Here is a 17,869-nt window from a genome sequence, read left to right on the forward strand (position 1 = left end):
CCGTGAACCACACCGTCCAGCAACTCCTCCTCGCCGCCGTGGTCGTGCTCCCCCTGCTCGGCTCCGTCGCCGCCCTGCTCCCGGCCCCGCCCGGGCTGCGCGGCCGTGGGCCCGACCAGGCCGTCATGCGCCACGGCGTGACCGTCACCGGTGTGGTGCTCGCCGCCGCCATCGCCCTGGCCGCCGGATTCGACCACGACCACCCGGCCAGGATGCAGGCCCAGACCGACATCGGCTGGATCCCGGCCCTGGACATCCGCATCCACCTCGGCGTGGACGGCGTCTCGCTGCCGCTGCTCGTGCTGACCGCGCTGCTGACCTTCCTCAGCGCGCTCTACGCCTACTTCAACCGGCCCTCCGGGCCGTCCCCCAAGGCCTTCGTCGCGCTGCTGCTCCTCCTGGAGTCCGGCACCCTGGCCAGCTTCGCGGTGCTGGACCTGATGCTGTTCTTCCTGGCGTTCGAGATGGTCCTCATCCCGATGTACTTCCTCATCAACCGGTGGGGAGGCGCCGAACGAGAGCGCGCCGCCTGGCGGTTCATCCTCTACACGCTGCTCGGCTCCGTCGTCATGCTGCTCGGCCTCCTCCTCGTCGGGCTCAAGGGCGGCACCTTCGACATGGTGGCACTCGCCACTGACAACGGCGCGAAGCTCAGCCACACCACCCAGCTCATCGCGGCCCTCGCCATCATCGTCGGACTCGCCGTCAAGGCCCCGATGTGGCCGCTGCACAGCTGGCTGCCCGACGCCCACACCGCCGCCCCCACCGTGGGCTCGGTGCTGCTGGCGGGCGTGCTGCTCAAGATGGGCACGTACGGCCTCGTCCGGATCGTGCTGCCGATGACCCCCGACGCGGCCCACACCTACGCGCCCTACCTCGCCGCGTTCGCCGTGGTCGGCATCATCTACGGATCCCTCGCCTGCCTGGCTCTGGCCCGCACCGGCGCCAAGGGCGATCTCAAGCGCCTGATCGCCTACTCCTCCGTCGGCCATATGGGCTTCGTGCTGCTGGGCATCGCGACCCTCACCCCCACCGGGGTGAACGGCGCGCTCTTCGCCAACATCGCCCACGGCCTGATCACCGGACTGCTCTTCTTCCTCGTCGGCGCACTCAAGGACCGCTCCGGCACCACCGACCTCGACCAGCTCGCGGGCACCAGCGGCGCCGCCCTGTACGGCAGGGCGCCGCGCCTGGGCGGACTGCTCGCCTTCGGCGCCGTGGCCTCCCTGGGGCTGCCCGGACTCGCCGGGTTCTGGGGCGAGATGCTCGCCATGTTCGGCGCCTTCGACCCCGCCGACGGGCTCAGCCGCCCGGCGTATCTCACCTATATGGCGTTCGCCGCCTTCGGCACCCTGCTCACCGCCGCCTACATGCTCATCGTCGTACGGCGCGTCTGCATGGGCGACCATCCGATCGAGCCCGGCACCGGGACCGAGGCCCAGCGGCCCGCCCTGGCCGACGTCCACGGCCATGAATTCGCCGCCTGGAGCCCCCTGGTGGCCCTCACCGTCCTCGCCGGACTGTGGCCCGCGGCCCTCCTCGGCCTCACCGACCCGGCCGTGCAGCAGCTCCTCGCGGGAGGCACCCGATGACTCCGAACGCCTCGAGCCTCGCCACGAGCCTCGTCCAGTCCGTCGACTGGCTCGCCGTCGCACCGCCCACCATCGCGGCCCTGGCCGGCCTCGCCGTCCTCGTCGCGGACCTCTTCCTGCCCGAGCGCAGGAAGCACCTGCTGGGCTGGGGAGCGATAGCGGGACTGGCCCTGGCCGCGCTCGCCCTGCTGCCGCTGCTGGACGGCGACCGCTCCACCTTCTGCCTGACCAGCGGCGCCCACGCGTGCAGCTATACGGCCGACACGTTCGCGCTCGTCATCCAGTTCCTGGTGCTCGGCGGGGCGCTGCTCACCGCGCTGTTGTCCTTCAGCTCTCTCGACGACCTCAAACTCCCCGCGGGCGAGTTCTGGTTCCTGCTGCTGTCCTCCGCCGCCGGGGCCGCCCTGCTGCCCGCCTCCCGCGATCTGGCCACCCTGGTCATCGCCCTCGAAGTGGCCTCGCTCCCGGCCTTCGCCCTCGTGGGCCTGCGCCGCGGCGACCGCCTCTCCTCCGAGGCCGCGCTGAAGTTCTTCCTCTCCTCGGTCACCGCGACCGCCGTGATGCTGCTCGGCGTCAGCTTCGTCTACGCCGCGACCGGCAGCCTCCACCTGTCCCGGATCGCCGACGCCCTGACCCATGTCGACCCGCGGCTGGACACGCTCGCCCAGGCGGGCGCCGTGCTCACCCTGGTCGGCTTCGCCTTCAAGACCGCCGCCGTGCCCTTCCACTTCTGGGTGCCCGACACCTACGTCGGCGCGCCGGTGCCCGTCGCGGCGTATCTGTCCGTCGTCGGTAAGGCGGTCGGGTTCTCCGGCCTCATCCTGGTGACCGTCCTCGCCTTCCCCTCGTACGCCGATGTGTGGGGCCCGGCCGTCGCGGTCCTGGCCGCCCTCACCATGACCGCGGGGAACGCCGCGGCGCTGCGCCAGCGCCCGGAGCGCTCCTTCAGCGCCGTACGGCTGCTCGCCTGGTCCTCCGTCGCGCAGGCGGGCTATCTGCTGGTCCCGATCGCCGCGGCCGGTTACGCCGACTCCGGCCAGGACGCGTCCCGCGCCATCGGCTCCACGGTCGCGTACGCCCTGATGTATGCGGTCGTGAACCTCGGTGCCTTCGCCGTGGCCGCCCTGGTGGCCCGTACGAGCCCGGCCAACCGGCTCACCGACTACCGAGGCCTGTACGCGGCCCGCCCGGCCGCCGCCCTGGCCCTCGGCTTCTTCCTGCTGTGCCTGGCCGGGCTGCCCCCGGGCGTCATCGGCCTCTTCGCCAAGGTGACCGTCTTCTCGGCGGCCGTGGACGCGGGGCTGGGCTGGCTCGCGGTGGTGATGGCGCTGAACGTGGTGGTGGCGCTGTACTACTACCTCCAGTGGACGACGGTGCTCTTCCGCGCCCCGGAGCCCGCCGCGGAGCCGGAGCCCGTGCCCGCCGCCGGGCCGGCCATCACCCGCCCCCGCGCCGTCCCCCTTACGGCCGCCATCGCCCTCACCGCGGCCGCCGGCATCGCCCTCTCCGGCGCCCCGCAACTCGTCCTCCGGTTCGCCTCGAGCACCCTGCTGTAGCCGCGTACGGCGTAACCGTCCTCGCGGGCGCCGCCCCACTCGCGGGCGCCGCCCCACTCGCGGGCGCCGCGCGCCCGGTCCGCCGCGCGCCGCGCGCGCCTTACGGTCGCCCCAGACCTCGCCGCGTTCGTCGGCATCGCGCCCCGCAACTCGTCCTCCGGTTCGCCTCGAGCACCCTGCTGTAGGCACCCCCGCGGGCCCCGCGGGCCCCGCGGGTCCGCGCCCATGTGCACAAGGGAACTGGTGCCCTTCGCCTGGCGTTGACTTTTTCAGGAGGGTCCACTGGAAGGTGGAGACACCAGGCAAAGGGTTCCCCTGCGGCACATCGGGAGGGCACACCGTGCACCGCCGGCACAACGGGCTGAAGACCGCCGTACTCCTCGGTGGTCTGTCCGCGCTCATCATCGTCATCGGCAGCCTCTTCGGCCGTACCGGACTGATCATCGCGGTGATCGTCGCGCTCGGGACCAACGCGTACGCCTACTGGAACAGTGACAAGCTGGCCCTGCGCGCGATGCGCGCCCGCCCCGTCAGCGAGTTCGAGGCACCGGGGCTGTACCGGATGGTGCGCGAGCTCTCCACGGCCGCGCGCCAGCCGATGCCCCGGCTCTACATCTCCCCGACCGAGGCCCCCAACGCCTTCGCCACCGGCCGCAACCCCCGTAACGCGGCGGTCTGCTGCACCGACGGCATCCTGCGGCTGCTGGACGAGCGCGAGCTGCGCGGGGTCATCGGCCATGAGCTCAGCCATGTCTACAACCGCGACATCCTGATCTCCTCGATCGCGGGCGCGCTCGCCAGCGTCGTCATGTTCCTGGTGAACTTCGCCTGGCTGATCCCCATGGGCCGGTCCGACGACGACGATGGCCCCGGCTTCCTCGGCATGCTGCTGATCATGATCCTGGGCCCGCTCGCGGCGGCCATCATCCAGCTCGCCGTGAGCCGCTCCCGCGAGTACGAGGCGGACGCCTCCGGCGCCCAGCTCACCGGTGACCCCCTGGCCCTCGCCAGCGCCCTGCGCAAGCTGGAAGCGGGCACCAAGCAGCTTCCGCTGCCGCCCGAGCCCCGTCTGGAGACCGCCGGCCACCTGATGATCGCCAACCCTTTCCGCGCCGGTGAGGGCATGGCCAAGCTCTTCTCCACCCACCCACCCATGCGGGAGCGCATCGCCCGCCTCGAGCAGATGGCAGGAGGCCGCCGACCGTGAAAATCCTTCTGAACCTGATCTGGCTGATCTTCTCCGGCATCTGGATGGCGATCCTCTATCTCCTCGCCGGGGTCCTGCTCTTCCTCACGATCATCGGCATCCCCCTCGCGATCGCCTCCTGGCGCATCGCCGGCTTCGCCCTGTGGCCCTTCGGCCGCACCGTCGTCCCCCGCCGCGACGCCGGAGCCCCCTCCTGCGTCGGCAATGTCCTCTGGCTCATCCTCGCGGGCTGGTGGCTGGCGCTCGGCCACCTCGTGACCGGCGTCGCCCTCTGCCTCACGATCATCGGCATCCCGCTGGGCCTGGCCAACTTCAAGCTCATCCCGATCTCGCTGGCCCCCCTCGGCGTCGACATCGTCCCCACCGACCAGCCCTTCGCCCACCGCTGACCGGGGGCGCCGACAACACCAGGGGCGGCACGGCCCTGCCGCACCGCCCCTGCCGTACCGCCCCTGCCGTACCGGTCCGGGCGCCGCCTACCGGTAGTTGACGAACTGCACCGCGAAGTCCAGGTCCTTGCCCTTGATCAGGGCGATCACGGCCTGCAGATCGTCCCGGCTCTTGGACGTCACCCGCAGCTCCTCGCCCTGCACCTGCGCCTTGACACCCTTGGGCCCCTCATCGCGGATGATCTTGGCGACCTTCTTCGCGTTCTCCTGCGAGATCCCCTCCTGCAGCGAGGCGAAGATCTTGTACTCCTTGCCCGACGCCTGCGGCTCGCCCGCGTCCAGGGCCTTCAGCGAGATCCCCCGCTTGACCAGCTTGGACTGGAAGACGTCGAGGATCGCCTTGACCCGCTCCTCGGAGTTGGCTCGCATCTCGATCCGCTCGCCCGACCACGCGATCGAGGCGCCGACGTTCTTGAAGTCGTAACGCTGGGAGATCTCGCGGCTCGCCTGGTTCAGAGCGTTGTCGACCTCCTGCCGCTCGACCTTCGAGACGATGTCGAAACTGGAGTCGGCCATCTTGAGTTGGCTCCTCGTACGTAGATCCGTCAGTGGCACGGCCCAGCGGACCGCTCCGGCCAGCCTAGCGATCTCGGCCATGATCGAGCGGCGATCAACCGGGTGGCGAAGCACCCCCGCACATCAGGTATTGTTTACGTCGTTGCCAGGGAGCAGCACCGCGAGAGCGGGGCACCTGGCCACATCCCAGGCGGTGTGCCCGAGTGGCCAATGGGAGCGGACTGTAAATCCGTCGGCTTAGCCTACCCAGGTTCGAATCCTGGCGCCGCCACACGTGGGAAACGGCCCCTGAGCTGCGGAAACGCGGCCAGGGGCCGTTCTCGTCGGCGGATAGGGATCACGCCCGCCATAGGCGATCCATCTCCCGCGGCGGTCGTCGCCCGCATACGGCCGGTGGCGCGGTCGGGGGCCATCGCCCTGCGAGCGGGTCCGGGTACCGGCGCCGCGCTTACGACTGGTTGCCGGTCCAGGTGAAGGTGGCGGAGGCTCCGGCGGGGAGCTGGTAGGTGAAGGACTGGTTGCCCCAGTTGGCCTTCAGCGTCTGCTGGCCGCCGGTGTCGTTGTAGGCGATCAGCGTCTTGGAGCCGTCGGGGTTCTTCCAGGCCACGTTCGGGACCGTCGAGCTGGCGGTGGAGTCGATGCGGCGGGCGCCCGGCTTCACGAACTTCGTGAGGTGGCCCATCGTGTAGTACTCGACGGTGTAGTCGACCTTGCCGCTCTGGCTGTCGCCGTTGTGCACGGTGACCAGGCCGGTGCAGGTGGAGCAGCCGCCGTTGTGGGGGCCCTTGTTCTGGTCGACCGCGAGGCTCCACTTGATCCAGCTCTTGCCCCAGTTGCGGGTGTAGTCGATCAGGTTGTGCATGTCCTCTTTCTGCTGGTTGGCGATCCAGGTGCCACCGGAGTGCTCGGTGTCGAAGGCGTCCACGCCGGGGTACTGGCTGTGGACGGTCGTCTGCTGGCGGACGTCGCCGCCGTAGCCGTGCCAGGCGATGCCGCCGAAGTTGGGGTGGTCGCGGATGGCGGCGTCGTCCACGACGGGCGCGCCGTAGCCCGACCACTGGTCCCAGTTCCAGTCGAGGGCGAGCACCTTGGTGTTCAGGCCCGCGTTCGCCAGCTTGGGCAGCAGCTCGCTCCTGGTGAAGTAGTTGAGTCCGGAGCCGTTCCACTGCATCGACGGGTAGCCGCCGCAGCAGGTGGGCTCGTTCTGCACGGTCACGTAGTCGATCGGCACCCCGCGGTTCTTGTACTCGTGGAGGTACTTCACGAAGTAGTCCGCGTAGGTGCCGTAGTACTGCGCCTCCAGCCAACCCTGGTTGAGCTGGTCGTTGTCCTTCATCCAGGCGGGGGCGGTCCACGGCGAGGCCATGACCTTCAGGGCCGGGTTGAGCTGCCTGGCCCGCTGGGTCAGCGGCAGGACGTCGGCCAGGTCGTGGTCGATCGAGAATCTGGTGAGGCCGGGGTCGGTCTGTCCGGCCGGTACGTCGTCGAAGGTGTAGCCGAAGCGGGCGAGGTCGGAGGCGCCCATCGGGTTGCGCAGGAAGCTCACGCCGATGCCGTCGGTGGGGGAGAAGAGCTTGCGCATCACCTCGTCGCGGGTGCCCTGGCTCAGCGCGCCGCTGCTGTTGAACAGCCATGCCGCGGTGTCCGTGAACGATGCGCCTGCGCCCGAGAACTCCTGGTATGTCCGGGACTCGTCGACCGTGACATTGCCCCCGCCGCCAGTCGCGAACGTGACGGGCGTCTGCCGCTCCAGGCCCTTGACGACGGTGCGGCCGTCGGAGCCCGAGGTGGTGGTCAGGTAGACGTTGACGGTCTCGCCCGCCGAGGCCGGGCCGGTGTGGGTCGCCTGGGCGTCCGCTGGAGCGGTCAGCCAGGGGCCGACGGCCACGGCGACCGCGGCGAGGGCGCCCACCAGGGTGGAGCGGGGCGTGGGTCTTGTCATGGGCCTGACAGATTTCATAAGAGTCGATGCCTTCCTGTGCGGACAGGAACGGCCGGTGCGGTCACGGCCGTGAGGAGGGAAGGGCGAGCCCGGTGACCGGCGTGTTCACGGCCATCTCGCGCCGGAGCACCGGTGTGGTCACGATGTTCGGTGACTAAATGATTCAAGGCCCGACGAAGGGCGTCAATCCTCGCGGCGGGGCTTATTTCATTGCATGGCTTAAGTGATTCGGGAAGCCGTCCGCCGAGGGTGGTCCCGCGCCCGAGAGTGCTGCCCCGGAGTGCGCGTCACGGCCCGTGGACCGTCGGCCTTCCGCTCGCGTGCGCGCGCGGGGGTCTGCCGCCGTACGGGCGGCCGTCCGTCGTGGCGTACCCCGGGCTCCGTAAGGGCGCTCCTAGGGTGGTGATTCCCCCGTATCAGGACAGAGAGGGCGGATCGTGCTCAGGGGCTTCAAGAACTTCCTCATGCGCGGTGATGTCATCGTTGTCGCCGTCGGCCTGGTCACAGCGCTGGCGTTCTCGACGCTGATCAAGGCGTTCACCGACTCCGTGATCAACCCGGTCATCGCCCGGCTCCAGGGCGGCAAATCGGTCGGGCTGGGCTGGCAGCTCGGCGCCCAGGGGAACACCTCGACCTACGTCAACATCGGGTCGTTCATCTCCGCCCTGATCTACTTCATCATCTTCATGGCGGTCATCTACTTCCTGATCGTCGTGCCGTACAAGTACACCCAGCGCCGCCGCGGCGCGGAGGTCTTCGGGGAGCCGGGCCCGCTCAAGACCTGCCCTGAGTGCCTCGCCGAGGACATCCCCGAGGCGGCGCGCAAGTGCCGCTACTGCGGCTCGGCCCAGCCGCGCCCGAGTGGTGGCGCCGCACCGTCCGCCTGACCCCGCACCCGTCCGGGGCCGCGGTATTCCTCTGGCCGCCGTGCCCTGGTGTCGCCGGGCGGCGTGCGCGCGACGGCCCCTGGGCGCGGTGGCGAGGCCAGGGGCCGTCGGCGTTCGGGCAACCGGCGCCGGCCGGCCCCTCGAAGGGCGCTAGACCCTGCGGTAACTCTGGGGTGAGAACCCGATCTTCGTATCCATGTTGGGATAGTTGCCCCGCCCCAGATCGCGGTGCTGCCCGCGGCAGCCCGGCAGAGCCCAGAACCTCACCTTGTGGGACATCCGGATTTTGGCCGATGCCACCAGGTCGTTGGGCCGGTAGCAAATGCCTCGGTTCACTCCCGAGGACACGATGTTCCCGTGATAGTTGTCGCCGTACCAGTAGCACATGTTCGATGTGCAGCCGGCATTCGCCTGACTGGCGTCCGCGTGAGCGGTCACCGCCGGGCCGACTGCGACCACCGACGTGGCCAGGCACGCGATGACCGCTGACCTGAACTTCATGTTCCCCCTTGGACGTACTTGTGTGCGCATGGTCGGTAGCGGATCTTGCCAGGCGGCACAGCTCCCCGACACTGACTTTTACGCCACGACGTCCGGCTCGCCTACGTCCGTCGCCGCCCCCGGTCGAGGTCCAGCTCCAGCATGCGGATCGCGTTGCCGCGGAGGATCTTGTACGTGGTCTCGGGGGAGAGGTCGGCCACATGCTCGGCGGCGATGCGGCGGGTGTGCGGCCAGGTGGAGTCGACGTGGGGGTAGTCGGTCTCGAAGGTGGCGTTGTCCACGCCGACCGTGTCCAGCGAGGCGACCCCGTGCTTGTCGCGGAAGAAGCAGCAGAAGATCTGCCGGTAGTAGTACGTGGACGGCGGCTCGGGGATGAGGTCGCGGACGCCGCCCCAGGCGCGGTGCTCCTCCCAGACGTCGTCGGCGCGCTCCAGGGCGTAGGGGATCCAGCCCATCTGGCCCTCGGCGTAGGCCAGCTTCAGGCGCGGGAAGGAGACCAGGACGCCGCTGAAGAGGAAGTCCATCATGGACGCCATGGCGTTGTTGAAGCTCAGCGCGGCCTGGACGGCCGGCGGGGCGTCGGGGGAGGCGGCGGGCATCTGGGAGGAGGAGCCGATGTGCATGCACACGACCGTCCCCGTGGCCTCGCACTCGGCGAAGAACGGGTCCCAGTAGCCGCTGTGGATGCTGGGGAGCCCGAGGTAGGTGGGGATCTCGCTGAAGGTCACCGCGCGGACGCCGCGGGCCGCGTTGCGGCGGATCTCCTGCACGGCGAGGTCGACGTCCCACAGGGGGATCAGACAGAGCGGGATGAGGCGGCCGCCGCTGTCGCCGCACCACTCCTCGACCATCCAGTCGTTGTACGCGCGGACGCACGCCAGCCCGACCTCCTTGTCCTTCGCCTCGGCGAAGGTCTGGCCGCAGAAGCGGGGGAAGGTCGGGAAGCACAGTGACGCCTCGACATGGTTCAGGTCCATGTCGGCGAGCCGGTCCTTGGGGTCCCAGCAGCCGCGGCGCATCTGCTCGCGGGTGATGCCGTCGAGGGTCATCTCGTCGCGGGAGAAGCCGACGGCGGCGATGATCCGCTTGTAGGGGAAGAGGTCGCCCTCGTAAGTCCACCAGTCGGTCAGCTGGCCTTCCGGGTCGGTGGTGAACTTGTACTTGCCGCCGATGTAGGCCAGTTCGCCGATGCCGGCCGTAAGGGGCTTGGGGCCGCGGTCCCGGTACTTGGCCGGGAGCCAGGTCTCGAAGAGGTGTGCGGGCTCGATCACGTGGTCATCGACGCTGATGACCAGGGGCAGCTCGGTGGTGCCGTTCGTCTCGCCGGTCATCTCGCCATCTCTCCCCGGTCTCCTCGTGGTGGTTCCTGTCCGTTCCTTCGATCTGACGGTTCGTCAGATTCGGTGGCGGCAGCGTAGGGCGGATCGCTTCAACCAACAAGAGAAAGTCCCGTTTCCGCGTGTACGTCCAGGGCAAACGATGAGCGACAACTGGGGAGGAAACGGTGAACGCATCGTCGATCGCACGCGGATCGGGTTCGGCAACGCGCACCCGCACCCCGCGCCGGGCGGGCACCCGGGCGATCGAGGCGGCGGCCCGCTGGGGGCTGGCCACCCGGGGCGTGCTCTATCTGCTCATCGGCGTCCTGGCGCTGCGCATCGCCTCGGGCCACCACGGCGAACAGGCCGACCGGGGCGGGGCGCTCCAGATCCTCGCCAAGCAGCCGTTCGGCGCGGCGCTGGTCTGGGCGGTCGGCATCGGGCTGGCCTGCATGGCGCTGTGGCGGCTGTCCGAGGCGGCCTTCGGGGCCGCGGGGCCGGACGGGGGCGCGGCACGGAAGCGGCTGGCGGGGGCGGCCCGCGCGGTCTTCTACGGCGTCGTCGCGTACTCGGTGCTCTCCTTCGCCACCGGCGAACAGGGCAGCGGCTCCAGCGACCGGCAGTCGAAGGACGTGACGGCACGCGCGCTCGACCTGCCGTACGGCCGGTGGCTGGTCGCCGCCGCCGGGACCGCGGTGGCCGTGGCGGGGGTGTGGATCGCGGTACGGGCCATCCGGTGCGGCTTCCGCAAGCACCTCAAGGCGAACGCGATGTCCCGGCGGACGCGGCGGGCCGTGGACGCGCTCGGGATCTGCGGCGGGGTGGCCCGCGGGGCGGTGTTCGCGGTGGCGGGCGGCTTCGCGCTCACGGCGGCGGTGCGCTACGACCCGGACAGGGTGAAGGGCATCGACGACACCCTGCGGACCTTCGCCGGAACGGCGGCGGGGCCCTGGCTGCTGATCGCGGTGGCGCTGGGGCTGGCGCTCTTCGGGGTGTTCTCGTTCGCGATGGCCCGGTGGCGCAGGGTCTGAACGACGTCGTGGGCCGGATGGCCCCGGGCCGGGCCGCTGCCGCCTGACACCGGGTCGGGCCGGGCCGCTGCCGCCTGACACTGGGTCGGGCCAGCCCCCGCCCCTTGCGCGGATGCGCCCGGCGCCTCGCACGGATGCGGCCCGCGTCTCGCGGTTGTGCCTCGCGCCTCGCGCGGATGTGCCCCGCGTCTCGCGGTTGTGCCTCGCGCGGTTGTGCCTCGTGCCTCGCGCGAATGCGCCTCGCGCCCCGCGCCTCGCACGGATGTGCACCGTAAGGCGCCCTTCCCGAGGGTCCCCGGCGCCGGGACGATCGGACGATGCCGACCATGAAGCCACGCGTCCGTCTCGCCGCCGTCGGGGCGGCCTTCGCCCTCGCCGCCGCCACCCCCGTCGCCGCGTACGCCGCGCTGGACGATCCGCCCGCCGCGGCGGCCTCCGGCGCCGTGGGCCGGGGCAAGCCGTACGTCGAGACCCGGCTCTTCTTCGGCACCGAGCGCCCCGACGGCGGGCCGCCCGTCACCGAGAAGCAGTTCCTGGCCTTCGTGGACCGGCGGATCACCCCGCGCTTCCCCGCCGGTCTGACGATCCACGACGGCCGGGGGCAGTGGCGGGACCAGAACGGGACGATCGAGCGGGAGCGCTCGTACGAGGTGGTCCTGCTCTACCCGGTGTCCGAGGCGGGGGCACAGGACCCGCGGATCGAACGGATCCGGACGGCGTACGAGCGCCAGTACGCCCAAGAGTCCGTGGCCCGGGCCGACGCCCCGGCCCGGGTGGACTTCTGAGCGGTCGGCCCGGCCCGGCCTCTCGGCCAGGGCAGGTCCAGCGCCGCCGCGGCCGCCGAGGCGGTCGTGCCGGCCCGGCCCCTCACCCCACTCGGCGACCGGCCCCTCACCCCCGCTCGGCGACCGCCCCCACCGCGTCCGCCACCGCCGTGTCGCCGTTGATCAGCTCCAGCGTGCGGCCCGCCGTACGGGGCTCGTCCAGGAGCGCGACCAGGACCGCGGCCACATCGTCACGGGTGATCTCGGCGCGGCCGGTGCGTTCGGCCAGCTTCACCCGCCCCGTGCCCGGGTCGTTCGTCAGCCGGCCCGGGCGCAGCACGGTCCAGTCGAGGCCGTCCCGGGCGCGGATGTCGTCGTCCGCCGCGGCCTTGGCGCGCAGATAGGCGGCGAAGACCGGGTCGGTGTCCGGCGGCGGCTCGTGGGAGGCGCCCGTCGAGGAGACGATCAGGAACCGCCGGGCCCCGGCCCGTTCGGCCGCGTCCGCGAAGAGCACCGCCGACCGGTGGTCGACGGTGTCCTTACGGGCGACACCGCTGCCGGGGCCCGCTCCGGCCGCGAAGACGGCCGCGTCCGCGTCCTCCAGATGCTTGACCACGTCCTCCAGCGAGGCCGACTCCAGGTCGCAGACGACCGGTTCGGTGCCCGACGCCAGCAGGTCGCCCGCCTGTTCCGGCTTGCGGACGATGCCCGCCACTTCGTCTCCGCGCGCGGTGAGCAGCCGCTCCAGCCGCAGCGCGATCTGTCCATGTCCACCAGCGATGACAATGCGCATGATCCCGACCGTACGCCGTGCGGCCTACTGTTGCTCGCCGCCGCTCTGCGGCCGCGCCTGCCGGGGCAGGTCCAGCGCCGCCGCGGCCGCCGAGTCGCAGTACTCCCGCACCGCGCTGGTACGCGCCACCACCCGCCCCCGGTGCACCACGACCCTGCTGTACGCGAGCGACAGCACCCCCGCGAGGCCGTCCCCGCGCACCGCGAGCAGCTCCGCCGGAAACCCGGCCTCCACCCGCACCTCGGCGAGCCCCATCGCGGCCCGCGCCCGCGCGCACACCGCCTCGTAGGCCTCCTCGGGCCGCGACTCGCCCCGGGACGCCAGCAGAAAGGCGGCCTCCAGGGGATCGCCGCGTCCTACGGGGTTCACCGCGTCCCGCAGCGCCCCGCTGCCCGCGGCCACCCGGACGCCCGCGGCGCGCAGCAGCCGCACCGGCGCGCAGGCGCGGATGCGCGCTCCCCGCATGCCCTGGTGCTCCAGCCCGGCGCAGTCGCCCTGGGGGAGGCAGACGACGGTCACCCCGGCCGCCGCCAGCCGCTCGGCGACTCTCCCCGCCATCTCCGCGGGCAGCCGGGACAGCCCGCCACAGGGGCCGACGGTGACGCCCGGCCGCAGGCCCCCGGCCATCGCCGCGAGCCGGGCGAGCCGGGCCGGGTCGTCACTGTCCGTGTGCAGATCGACGGCGCACCCGTGGCGGGCGGCGAGGTCGAGGACGGCCTCGGCGTGGCCGGTCGGATCCGGGTCGAGGTCCGGGCAGCCGCCGATGACCGACGCGCCCATCCCCACCGCGTCCCGCAGCATCGCCAGACCGTCCGCCCCGGCGGTGCCGGTCAGCACCCGGGGCACCGCCACCGCGCTCAGCTCCATGAGCCCGCGCAGCGCCCGGCCGGCCTCCAGGACCGCGTCCAGGGAGCGCAGTCCGTGCACCCCGCCGATGCGGACATGGGTGCGCAGCGCCGTCGCGCCGTGGCCGAGCTGGAGCAGGGCGGCCTCGACGGTGCGGCGCTGGACGTCCACGGGGGCGTACGGGACCGGCCCCGCCATGTCGGCCGTAAGGGCGGTGTCGCAGTGGGCGTGGGGTTCGGCGGGGGCGGGCAGCAGCAGATAGCCGCCGAGGTCCAGCCGGGTGCCGGGGGCGAGGCTGCCCGCCGTGCCCACGGCCTCGATCCGCCCGCCGCTGAGCCGGACGTCCACGGTGCGCCCGTCGGCGAGCCGGACGCCGCCGAGCACCAGGGCGGTGGGCTCGCCGGGGGCCGCTCCGCCGTTCCTGGGCGGCTGTTGCGGCTGCTGCTGGCTCTCGGGCATCGCGCTCCTGGGATTCGCGCCGGGCACGCGACGGGTGACGCGCCGGGCACGCGTCGGAGTGCGTGCGCAGCCAAGATCACGCGGGTGCGAAGCGAAGCCTAGGACGAGGTGGGGGCGGCCTCGTGGAGGAGCCGAATAGTCGTACCGGTGTGGTGCATGAGTCCAGGGTGACGAGGGGCCGATACGGATTTCACCTTCGGCGGCCGACCGTGTAATGTCTTCATCGCTCGCCCCAATAGCTCAGTCGGCAGAGCGTCTCCATGGTAAGGAGAAGGTCTACGGTTCGATTCCGTATTGGGGCTCTGATGTGTGAGGCTTCTCGTTCCGCTACGCTGGTTGAGCGGGGAGTCACTCGCATCACAGCGGTGTAGCTCAGTCGGTAGAGCAAGCGGCTCATAATCGCTGTGTCACCGGTTCAAGTCCGGTCACCGCTACTGACAGTAGCCGATTGTGGGGTCGGTCCTTCGATCGGCTACTCTTTCTGCGTTCATCCCCTAGCCTGTTCGTCAAGGAGCACTCACGTGGCTGCCACCGACGTCCGCCCGAAGATCACGCTGGCCTGCGTGGAGTGCAAGGAGCGGAACTACATCACCAAGAAGAACCGGCGCAACGACCCGGATCGTCTTGAGATCAAGAAGCACTGCCCGCGTTGCAACGCGCACACCGCGCACCGTGAGACGCGATAGCAATAAACTCTCATTCGAGGCCGCCCCCACTCGCGGGGGGCGGCCTCGTTTCGTTGGTAATTCAATCGCAGGAGGTGTGCGCCGATGGCGCTCGACCAGTCCTTCGTGGGGCGGACCTACCCGCCCACCGCCGCGTACGAGGTCGGCCGGGAGAAGATCCGGGAATTCGCCGAGTCCCTCGGTGACACCAATCCGGTCTACACCGACCCCGGGGCGGCCCGGGACCTCGGCTACCCCGATGTGATCGCTCCGCCGACGTTCATCTTCACGATCACCTTCAAGGCGGCCGGGAAGCAGGTTGTCGAGGACCCCCAGCTGGGACTGGACTACAGCCGGGTGGTCCACGGCGACCAGCGGTTCGAGTACACCCGCCCGGTCCGCGCGGGGGACCGCCTGAGGGTCACCTCGATCATCGACTCGATCAAGTCGCTGGCCGGGAACGACATCCTGTCCGTCCGCGGCGAGGTCCACGACGAGGCGGGTGATCATGTAGCGACGTCGTTCACGACGCTGGTGGCCCGCGCCGCTGACGCAGAGGTGGAGGAGAGCAGATGACGGCCAAGATCTCGTATGACGCCGTGGAGGTCGGCACCGAGGTGCCGACGCGCGAGTTCCGGGTGAACCGCGCCGACCTCGTGCGCTACGCGGGCGCGTCGGGCGACTTCAACCCGATCCACTGGAACGAGAAGTTCGCCAGAGAGGTCGGTCTCCCCGACGTCATCGCGCACGGCGCCTACACCATGGCCCAGGCGGCCCGGGTGGTGACCGAGTGGGCCGGCGACCCCGGCGCCCTCGTCGAGTACGGCGTCCGCTTCACCCGGCCGGTCGTGGTCCCCAACGACGACAAGGGCGCGGTCATCGAGATCGGCGCCAAGGTGACCGCCAAGCTGGACGACGAGGCCCGTACGGTGCGCCTCGACATCACGGCGACCAGCGCCGGCCAGAAGGTGCTGGGCCGGGCCCGCGCCGTGGTACGGCTCGTCTGAGCCCCCGACCGCGCCCGATGCGGCCCCCGGGCGGATGAGAGCACGCCGGAGCGCGTGCGGCCCGTCCGAGCCTCTTACGGCCCGCAGGCCCGCCGGCCCCCGGACTCCCCACACCGGGGGCGGCCGCCCCAGGAGCCCAGGGGGCGCCCCCGTACTCTTGAGCGCGTGCAGGAACTCCACGACGCCCCTCTCGCGCCCCTCACCACCTTCCGTCTCGGCGGACCGGCCAACCGGCTGCTCACGGCCACGACCGACGACGAGGTCATCGCCGCGGTCCGGGCGGCCGACGCGGCCGGGACCCCGCTGCTGGTGATCGGCGGCGGCAGCAATCTGGTCATCGCCGACAAGGGGTTCGACGGCACCGCCCTGCACATCGCCACCAGCGGCGTCACGCTCGACGGCACCCGCCTGGAGCTCGCCGCGGGCGAGAACTGGTCGGCCGCCGTGGCCCGTACGGTCCAGGCGGGGCTCGCGGGTATCGAATGCCTCGCCGGAATCCCCGGCTCCGCGGGCGCGACGCCGATACAGAACGTCGGCGCCTACGGCCAGGAGGTCTCCGCCACGATCACCGAGGTGATCGCCTACGACCGCCGCGCCGACGAGGTCGTCACGATCCCGAACGCCGACTGCGCCTTCTCCTACCGCCACAGCCGCTTCAAGGCCGACCCCGACCGCCATGTGGTGCTCCGGGTCCGCTTCGAGCTGGAGGACGCGGGCGGGCTCTCCGCACCCGTCCGGTACGCCGAGACCGCGCGGGTGCTCGGCGTCGAGGTCGGGGACCGGGTGCCGGCCGCCGTCGCCCGCGAGACCGTCCTGGGGCTGCGCGCGGGCAAGGGCATGGTGCTCGACCCCGGGGACCACGACACCTGGTCCGCGGGGTCGTTCTTCACCAACCCGGTGCTCGACCAGGACACCCACGCCGCCTTCCGGGCCCGCGTCGCCGAACGCCTGGGCCCGGACATCGTGCCGCCCGCCTTCCCGGCGGGCGACGGCCTGATCAAGACCTCCGCGGCCTGGCTGATCGACAGGGCGGGCTTCACCAAGGGCTACGGCACCGGCCCGGCCCGGATCTCCACCAAGCACACGCTCGCCCTCACCAACCGGGGCCGGGCCACGACCGAGGACCTGCTGGCGCTGGCCCGCGAGGTGGTGGCCGGGGTCGAGGAGGCGTTCGGGATCCGGCTGGTCAACGAGCCGGTGACGGTCGGCGTGAGCATCTGAGACCCACCGGCACGGTGTCACGTGACGCTGTGGTTCAGCCCGCCAGCCAGTCGTCGATCTCCGCCAGCATCCGCCGCCGGACCTCCTCAGGCGCGGCCGAGCCGCGCACCGACTGACGTGCCAGCTCGGCCAGTTCGGCGTCCGTGAAGCCGTGGTGCTCGCGCACCAGCTCGTACTGCGCCGCCAGCCGCGAGCCGAAGAGCAGCGGGTCGTCCGCCCCGAGCGCCATCGGCACCCCCGCGTCGTACAGCGTGCGCAGCGGGACGTCCTCCGGCTTCTCGTAGACCCCGAGCGCCACGTTGGACGACGGGCACACCTCGCAGGTCACCTGGCGCTCGGCGAGCTTGGCGAGCAGCCGCGGGTCCTCCGCCGCGCGCACCCCGTGGCCGACCCGGGCCGCGCCGAGGTCGTCCAGGCAGTCCCGCACGCTGCCGGGGCCCGACAGCTCACCGCCGTGCGGCGCCGCCAGCAGTCCGCCCTCCCGGGCGATGGCGAAGGCCCGGTCGAAGTCGCGGGCGAATCCGCGCCGTTCGTCGTTGGAGAGGCCGAAGCCGACGACGCCGCGGTCCGCGTAGCGCACCGCGAGCCGGGCGAGGGTGCGGGCCTCCAGCGGATGCTTCATGCGGTTGGCGGCGACCAGGACCCTGATCCCCAGTCCGGTGTCCGCGGAGGCGCTCTCGACGGCGTCCAGGATGACTTCCATCGCCGGGATCAGCCCGCCCAGACGCGGGGCGTACGAGGTGGGGTCGACCTGGATCTCCAGCCACTGGGCCCCGTCCCGCACGTCCTCCTGGGCCGCCTCGCGCACCAGCCGCCGGATGTCGTCGGCCTCCCGCAGACAGGAGCGTGCGATGTCGTACAGCCGCTGGAAGCGGAACCAGCCGCGCTCATCGGTGGCGCGCAGCTTCGGCGGCTCACCGCCGCTCAGTGCCTCGGGGAGATGGACGCCGTACTTGTCGGCGAGTTCCAGGAGGGTCGCGGGGCGCATGGAGCCGGTGAAGTGAAGATGCAGATGCGCTTTGGGGAGCAGGAGTACATCGCGTGCCATCTGCAGATACTGCCGCACGTCCGGACCCGCCGGTACCGCTTTCCCCGAACGGGGCGGCGCGCGCAC

Annotated in this window: 18 protein-coding genes and 3 tRNA genes; 14 read left to right on the forward strand and 7 right to left on the reverse strand. The window is 71.5% G+C overall.

The window, feature by feature from the left end; genetic code table 11:
* The first annotated feature begins 2 nt into the window (after positions 1 to 2).
* From JK364_RS15245 to JK364_RS15260, 4 genes are all read left to right on the forward strand, one after another.
* Positions 3 to 1,592 carry a complex I subunit 4 family protein gene (locus JK364_RS15245; RefSeq protein WP_201851615.1) on the forward strand — a complete coding sequence of 530 codons (1,590 nt, stop codon included), beginning with the start codon at positions 3 to 5 and terminating at the stop codon, positions 1,590 to 1,592.
* Positions 1,589 to 3,148, forward strand: a complete 1,560-nt coding sequence (locus tag JK364_RS15250) for an NADH-quinone oxidoreductase subunit N (RefSeq protein WP_201851617.1) — start codon at positions 1,589 to 1,591, stop codon at positions 3,146 to 3,148. Before JK364_RS15245 ends, JK364_RS15250 begins: the two co-directional genes overlap by 4 nt.
* 340 nt (positions 3,149 to 3,488) lie before the next feature.
* Complete coding sequence (gene htpX / locus JK364_RS15255; protein ID WP_201851619.1) at positions 3,489 to 4,355, forward strand: zinc metalloprotease HtpX; 867 nt, start codon at positions 3,489 to 3,491, stop codon at positions 4,353 to 4,355.
* Positions 4,352 to 4,744, forward strand: a complete 393-nt coding sequence (locus JK364_RS15260) for a YccF domain-containing protein (protein WP_201851620.1) — start codon at positions 4,352 to 4,354, stop codon at positions 4,742 to 4,744. Before htpX ends, JK364_RS15260 begins: the two co-directional genes overlap by 4 nt.
* 87 nt (positions 4,745 to 4,831) lie before the next feature.
* Here JK364_RS15260 and JK364_RS15265 read toward each other — a convergent pair whose 3' ends face one another.
* Positions 4,832 to 5,320 carry a YajQ family cyclic di-GMP-binding protein gene (locus JK364_RS15265; protein WP_037963620.1) on the reverse strand — a complete coding sequence of 163 codons (489 nt, stop codon included), beginning with the start codon at positions 5,318 to 5,320 and terminating at the stop codon, positions 4,832 to 4,834.
* Positions 5,321 to 5,509: 189 nt separating this feature from the next.
* Here JK364_RS15265 and JK364_RS15270 point away from each other — a divergent pair.
* Positions 5,510 to 5,591: transfer RNA gene (locus JK364_RS15270), tRNA-Tyr, on the forward strand.
* 177 nt (positions 5,592 to 5,768) lie between these two features.
* Here JK364_RS15270 and JK364_RS15275 read toward each other — a convergent pair.
* Entirely contained in the window at positions 5,769 to 7,280 is a 1,512-nt protein-coding gene (locus tag JK364_RS15275) for a glycoside hydrolase family 30 protein (RefSeq protein ID WP_201851621.1), read from the reverse strand.
* A 419-nt stretch (positions 7,281 to 7,699) separates the two neighbouring features.
* Here JK364_RS15275 and JK364_RS15280 point away from each other — a divergent pair, with 419 nt between their 5' ends.
* The gene (locus JK364_RS15280) at positions 7,700 to 8,149 is read left to right on the forward strand and encodes an MscL family protein (RefSeq protein WP_201851622.1); all 450 of its coding nucleotides are present in this window, start codon (positions 7,700 to 7,702) and stop codon (positions 8,147 to 8,149) included.
* A gap of 150 nt (positions 8,150 to 8,299) precedes the next feature.
* Here JK364_RS15280 and JK364_RS15285 read toward each other — a convergent pair whose 3' ends face one another.
* Positions 8,300 to 8,650: a hypothetical protein gene (locus JK364_RS15285; protein WP_201851623.1), complete on the reverse strand. Its 351-nt coding sequence runs from the start codon at positions 8,648 to 8,650 to the stop codon at positions 8,300 to 8,302.
* Positions 8,651 to 8,751: 101 nt separating this feature from the next.
* The gene (locus JK364_RS15290; RefSeq protein ID WP_201851624.1) at positions 8,752 to 9,981 is read right to left on the reverse strand and encodes an amidohydrolase family protein; all 1,230 of its coding nucleotides are present in this window, start codon (positions 9,979 to 9,981) and stop codon (positions 8,752 to 8,754) included.
* A gap of 173 nt (positions 9,982 to 10,154) precedes the next feature.
* Between JK364_RS15290 and JK364_RS15295 the strand changes: the two genes are divergently transcribed.
* Positions 10,155 to 11,000 carry a DUF1206 domain-containing protein gene (locus JK364_RS15295; RefSeq protein WP_372461950.1) on the forward strand — a complete coding sequence of 282 codons (846 nt, stop codon included), beginning with the start codon at positions 10,155 to 10,157 and terminating at the stop codon, positions 10,998 to 11,000.
* A 326-nt stretch (positions 11,001 to 11,326) separates the two neighbouring features.
* Entirely contained in the window at positions 11,327 to 11,785 is a 459-nt protein-coding gene (locus tag JK364_RS15300) for a DUF3574 domain-containing protein (RefSeq protein WP_230991990.1), read from the forward strand.
* Positions 11,786 to 11,891: 106 nt separating this feature from the next.
* Here JK364_RS15300 and JK364_RS15305 read toward each other — a convergent pair whose 3' ends face one another.
* Positions 11,892 to 12,557, reverse strand: a complete 666-nt coding sequence (locus tag JK364_RS15305; RefSeq protein ID WP_201851626.1) for an NAD(P)H-binding protein — start codon at positions 12,555 to 12,557, stop codon at positions 11,892 to 11,894.
* A gap of 24 nt (positions 12,558 to 12,581) precedes the next feature.
* Positions 12,582 to 13,862: an amidohydrolase family protein gene (locus JK364_RS15310; protein WP_201851628.1), complete on the reverse strand. Its 1,281-nt coding sequence runs from the start codon at positions 13,860 to 13,862 to the stop codon at positions 12,582 to 12,584.
* Between the two features lie 229 nt (positions 13,863 to 14,091).
* Between JK364_RS15310 and JK364_RS15315 the strand changes: the two genes are divergently transcribed.
* The 6 genes from JK364_RS15315 to JK364_RS15340 all read left to right on the forward strand — a co-directional run bounded on the left by JK364_RS15315 (position 14,092) and on the right by JK364_RS15340 (position 16,755).
* A tRNA-Thr gene (locus tag JK364_RS15315) sits at positions 14,092 to 14,164 on the forward strand.
* A 59-nt stretch (positions 14,165 to 14,223) separates the two neighbouring features.
* Positions 14,224 to 14,296 (forward strand) — tRNA-Met (locus JK364_RS15320).
* A gap of 87 nt (positions 14,297 to 14,383) precedes the next feature.
* Entirely contained in the window at positions 14,384 to 14,548 is a 165-nt protein-coding gene (rpmG, locus tag JK364_RS15325) for a 50S ribosomal protein L33 (RefSeq protein WP_009715907.1), read from the forward strand.
* An 84-nt stretch (positions 14,549 to 14,632) separates the two neighbouring features.
* Entirely contained in the window at positions 14,633 to 15,103 is a 471-nt protein-coding gene (locus JK364_RS15330; RefSeq protein WP_201851630.1) for a MaoC family dehydratase N-terminal domain-containing protein, read from the forward strand.
* Positions 15,100 to 15,534, forward strand: a complete 435-nt coding sequence (locus JK364_RS15335) for a MaoC family dehydratase (protein ID WP_201851632.1) — start codon at positions 15,100 to 15,102, stop codon at positions 15,532 to 15,534. The genes JK364_RS15330 and JK364_RS15335 overlap by 4 nt, the downstream gene beginning before the upstream one ends.
* A gap of 165 nt (positions 15,535 to 15,699) precedes the next feature.
* A complete protein-coding gene (locus tag JK364_RS15340; protein ID WP_201851633.1) occupies positions 15,700 to 16,755 on the forward strand; it encodes a UDP-N-acetylmuramate dehydrogenase in 1,056 nt (351 codons plus the stop codon).
* Between the two features lie 34 nt (positions 16,756 to 16,789).
* Here the strand turns inward: JK364_RS15340 and JK364_RS15345 are convergent, their stop codons facing one another.
* On the reverse strand, positions 16,790 to 17,803 hold the full coding sequence (locus JK364_RS15345) for an adenosine deaminase (protein WP_201851634.1): 1,014 nt from the start codon (positions 17,801 to 17,803) through the stop codon (positions 16,790 to 16,792).
* Positions 17,804 to 17,869 lie beyond the last annotated feature (66 nt).

Origin of the sequence: Streptomyces endocoffeicus (assembly GCF_016741935.1) — a bacterium.
GTDB classification, from domain to species: Bacteria; Actinomycetota; Actinomycetes; order Streptomycetales; family Streptomycetaceae; genus Streptomyces; species Streptomyces endocoffeicus.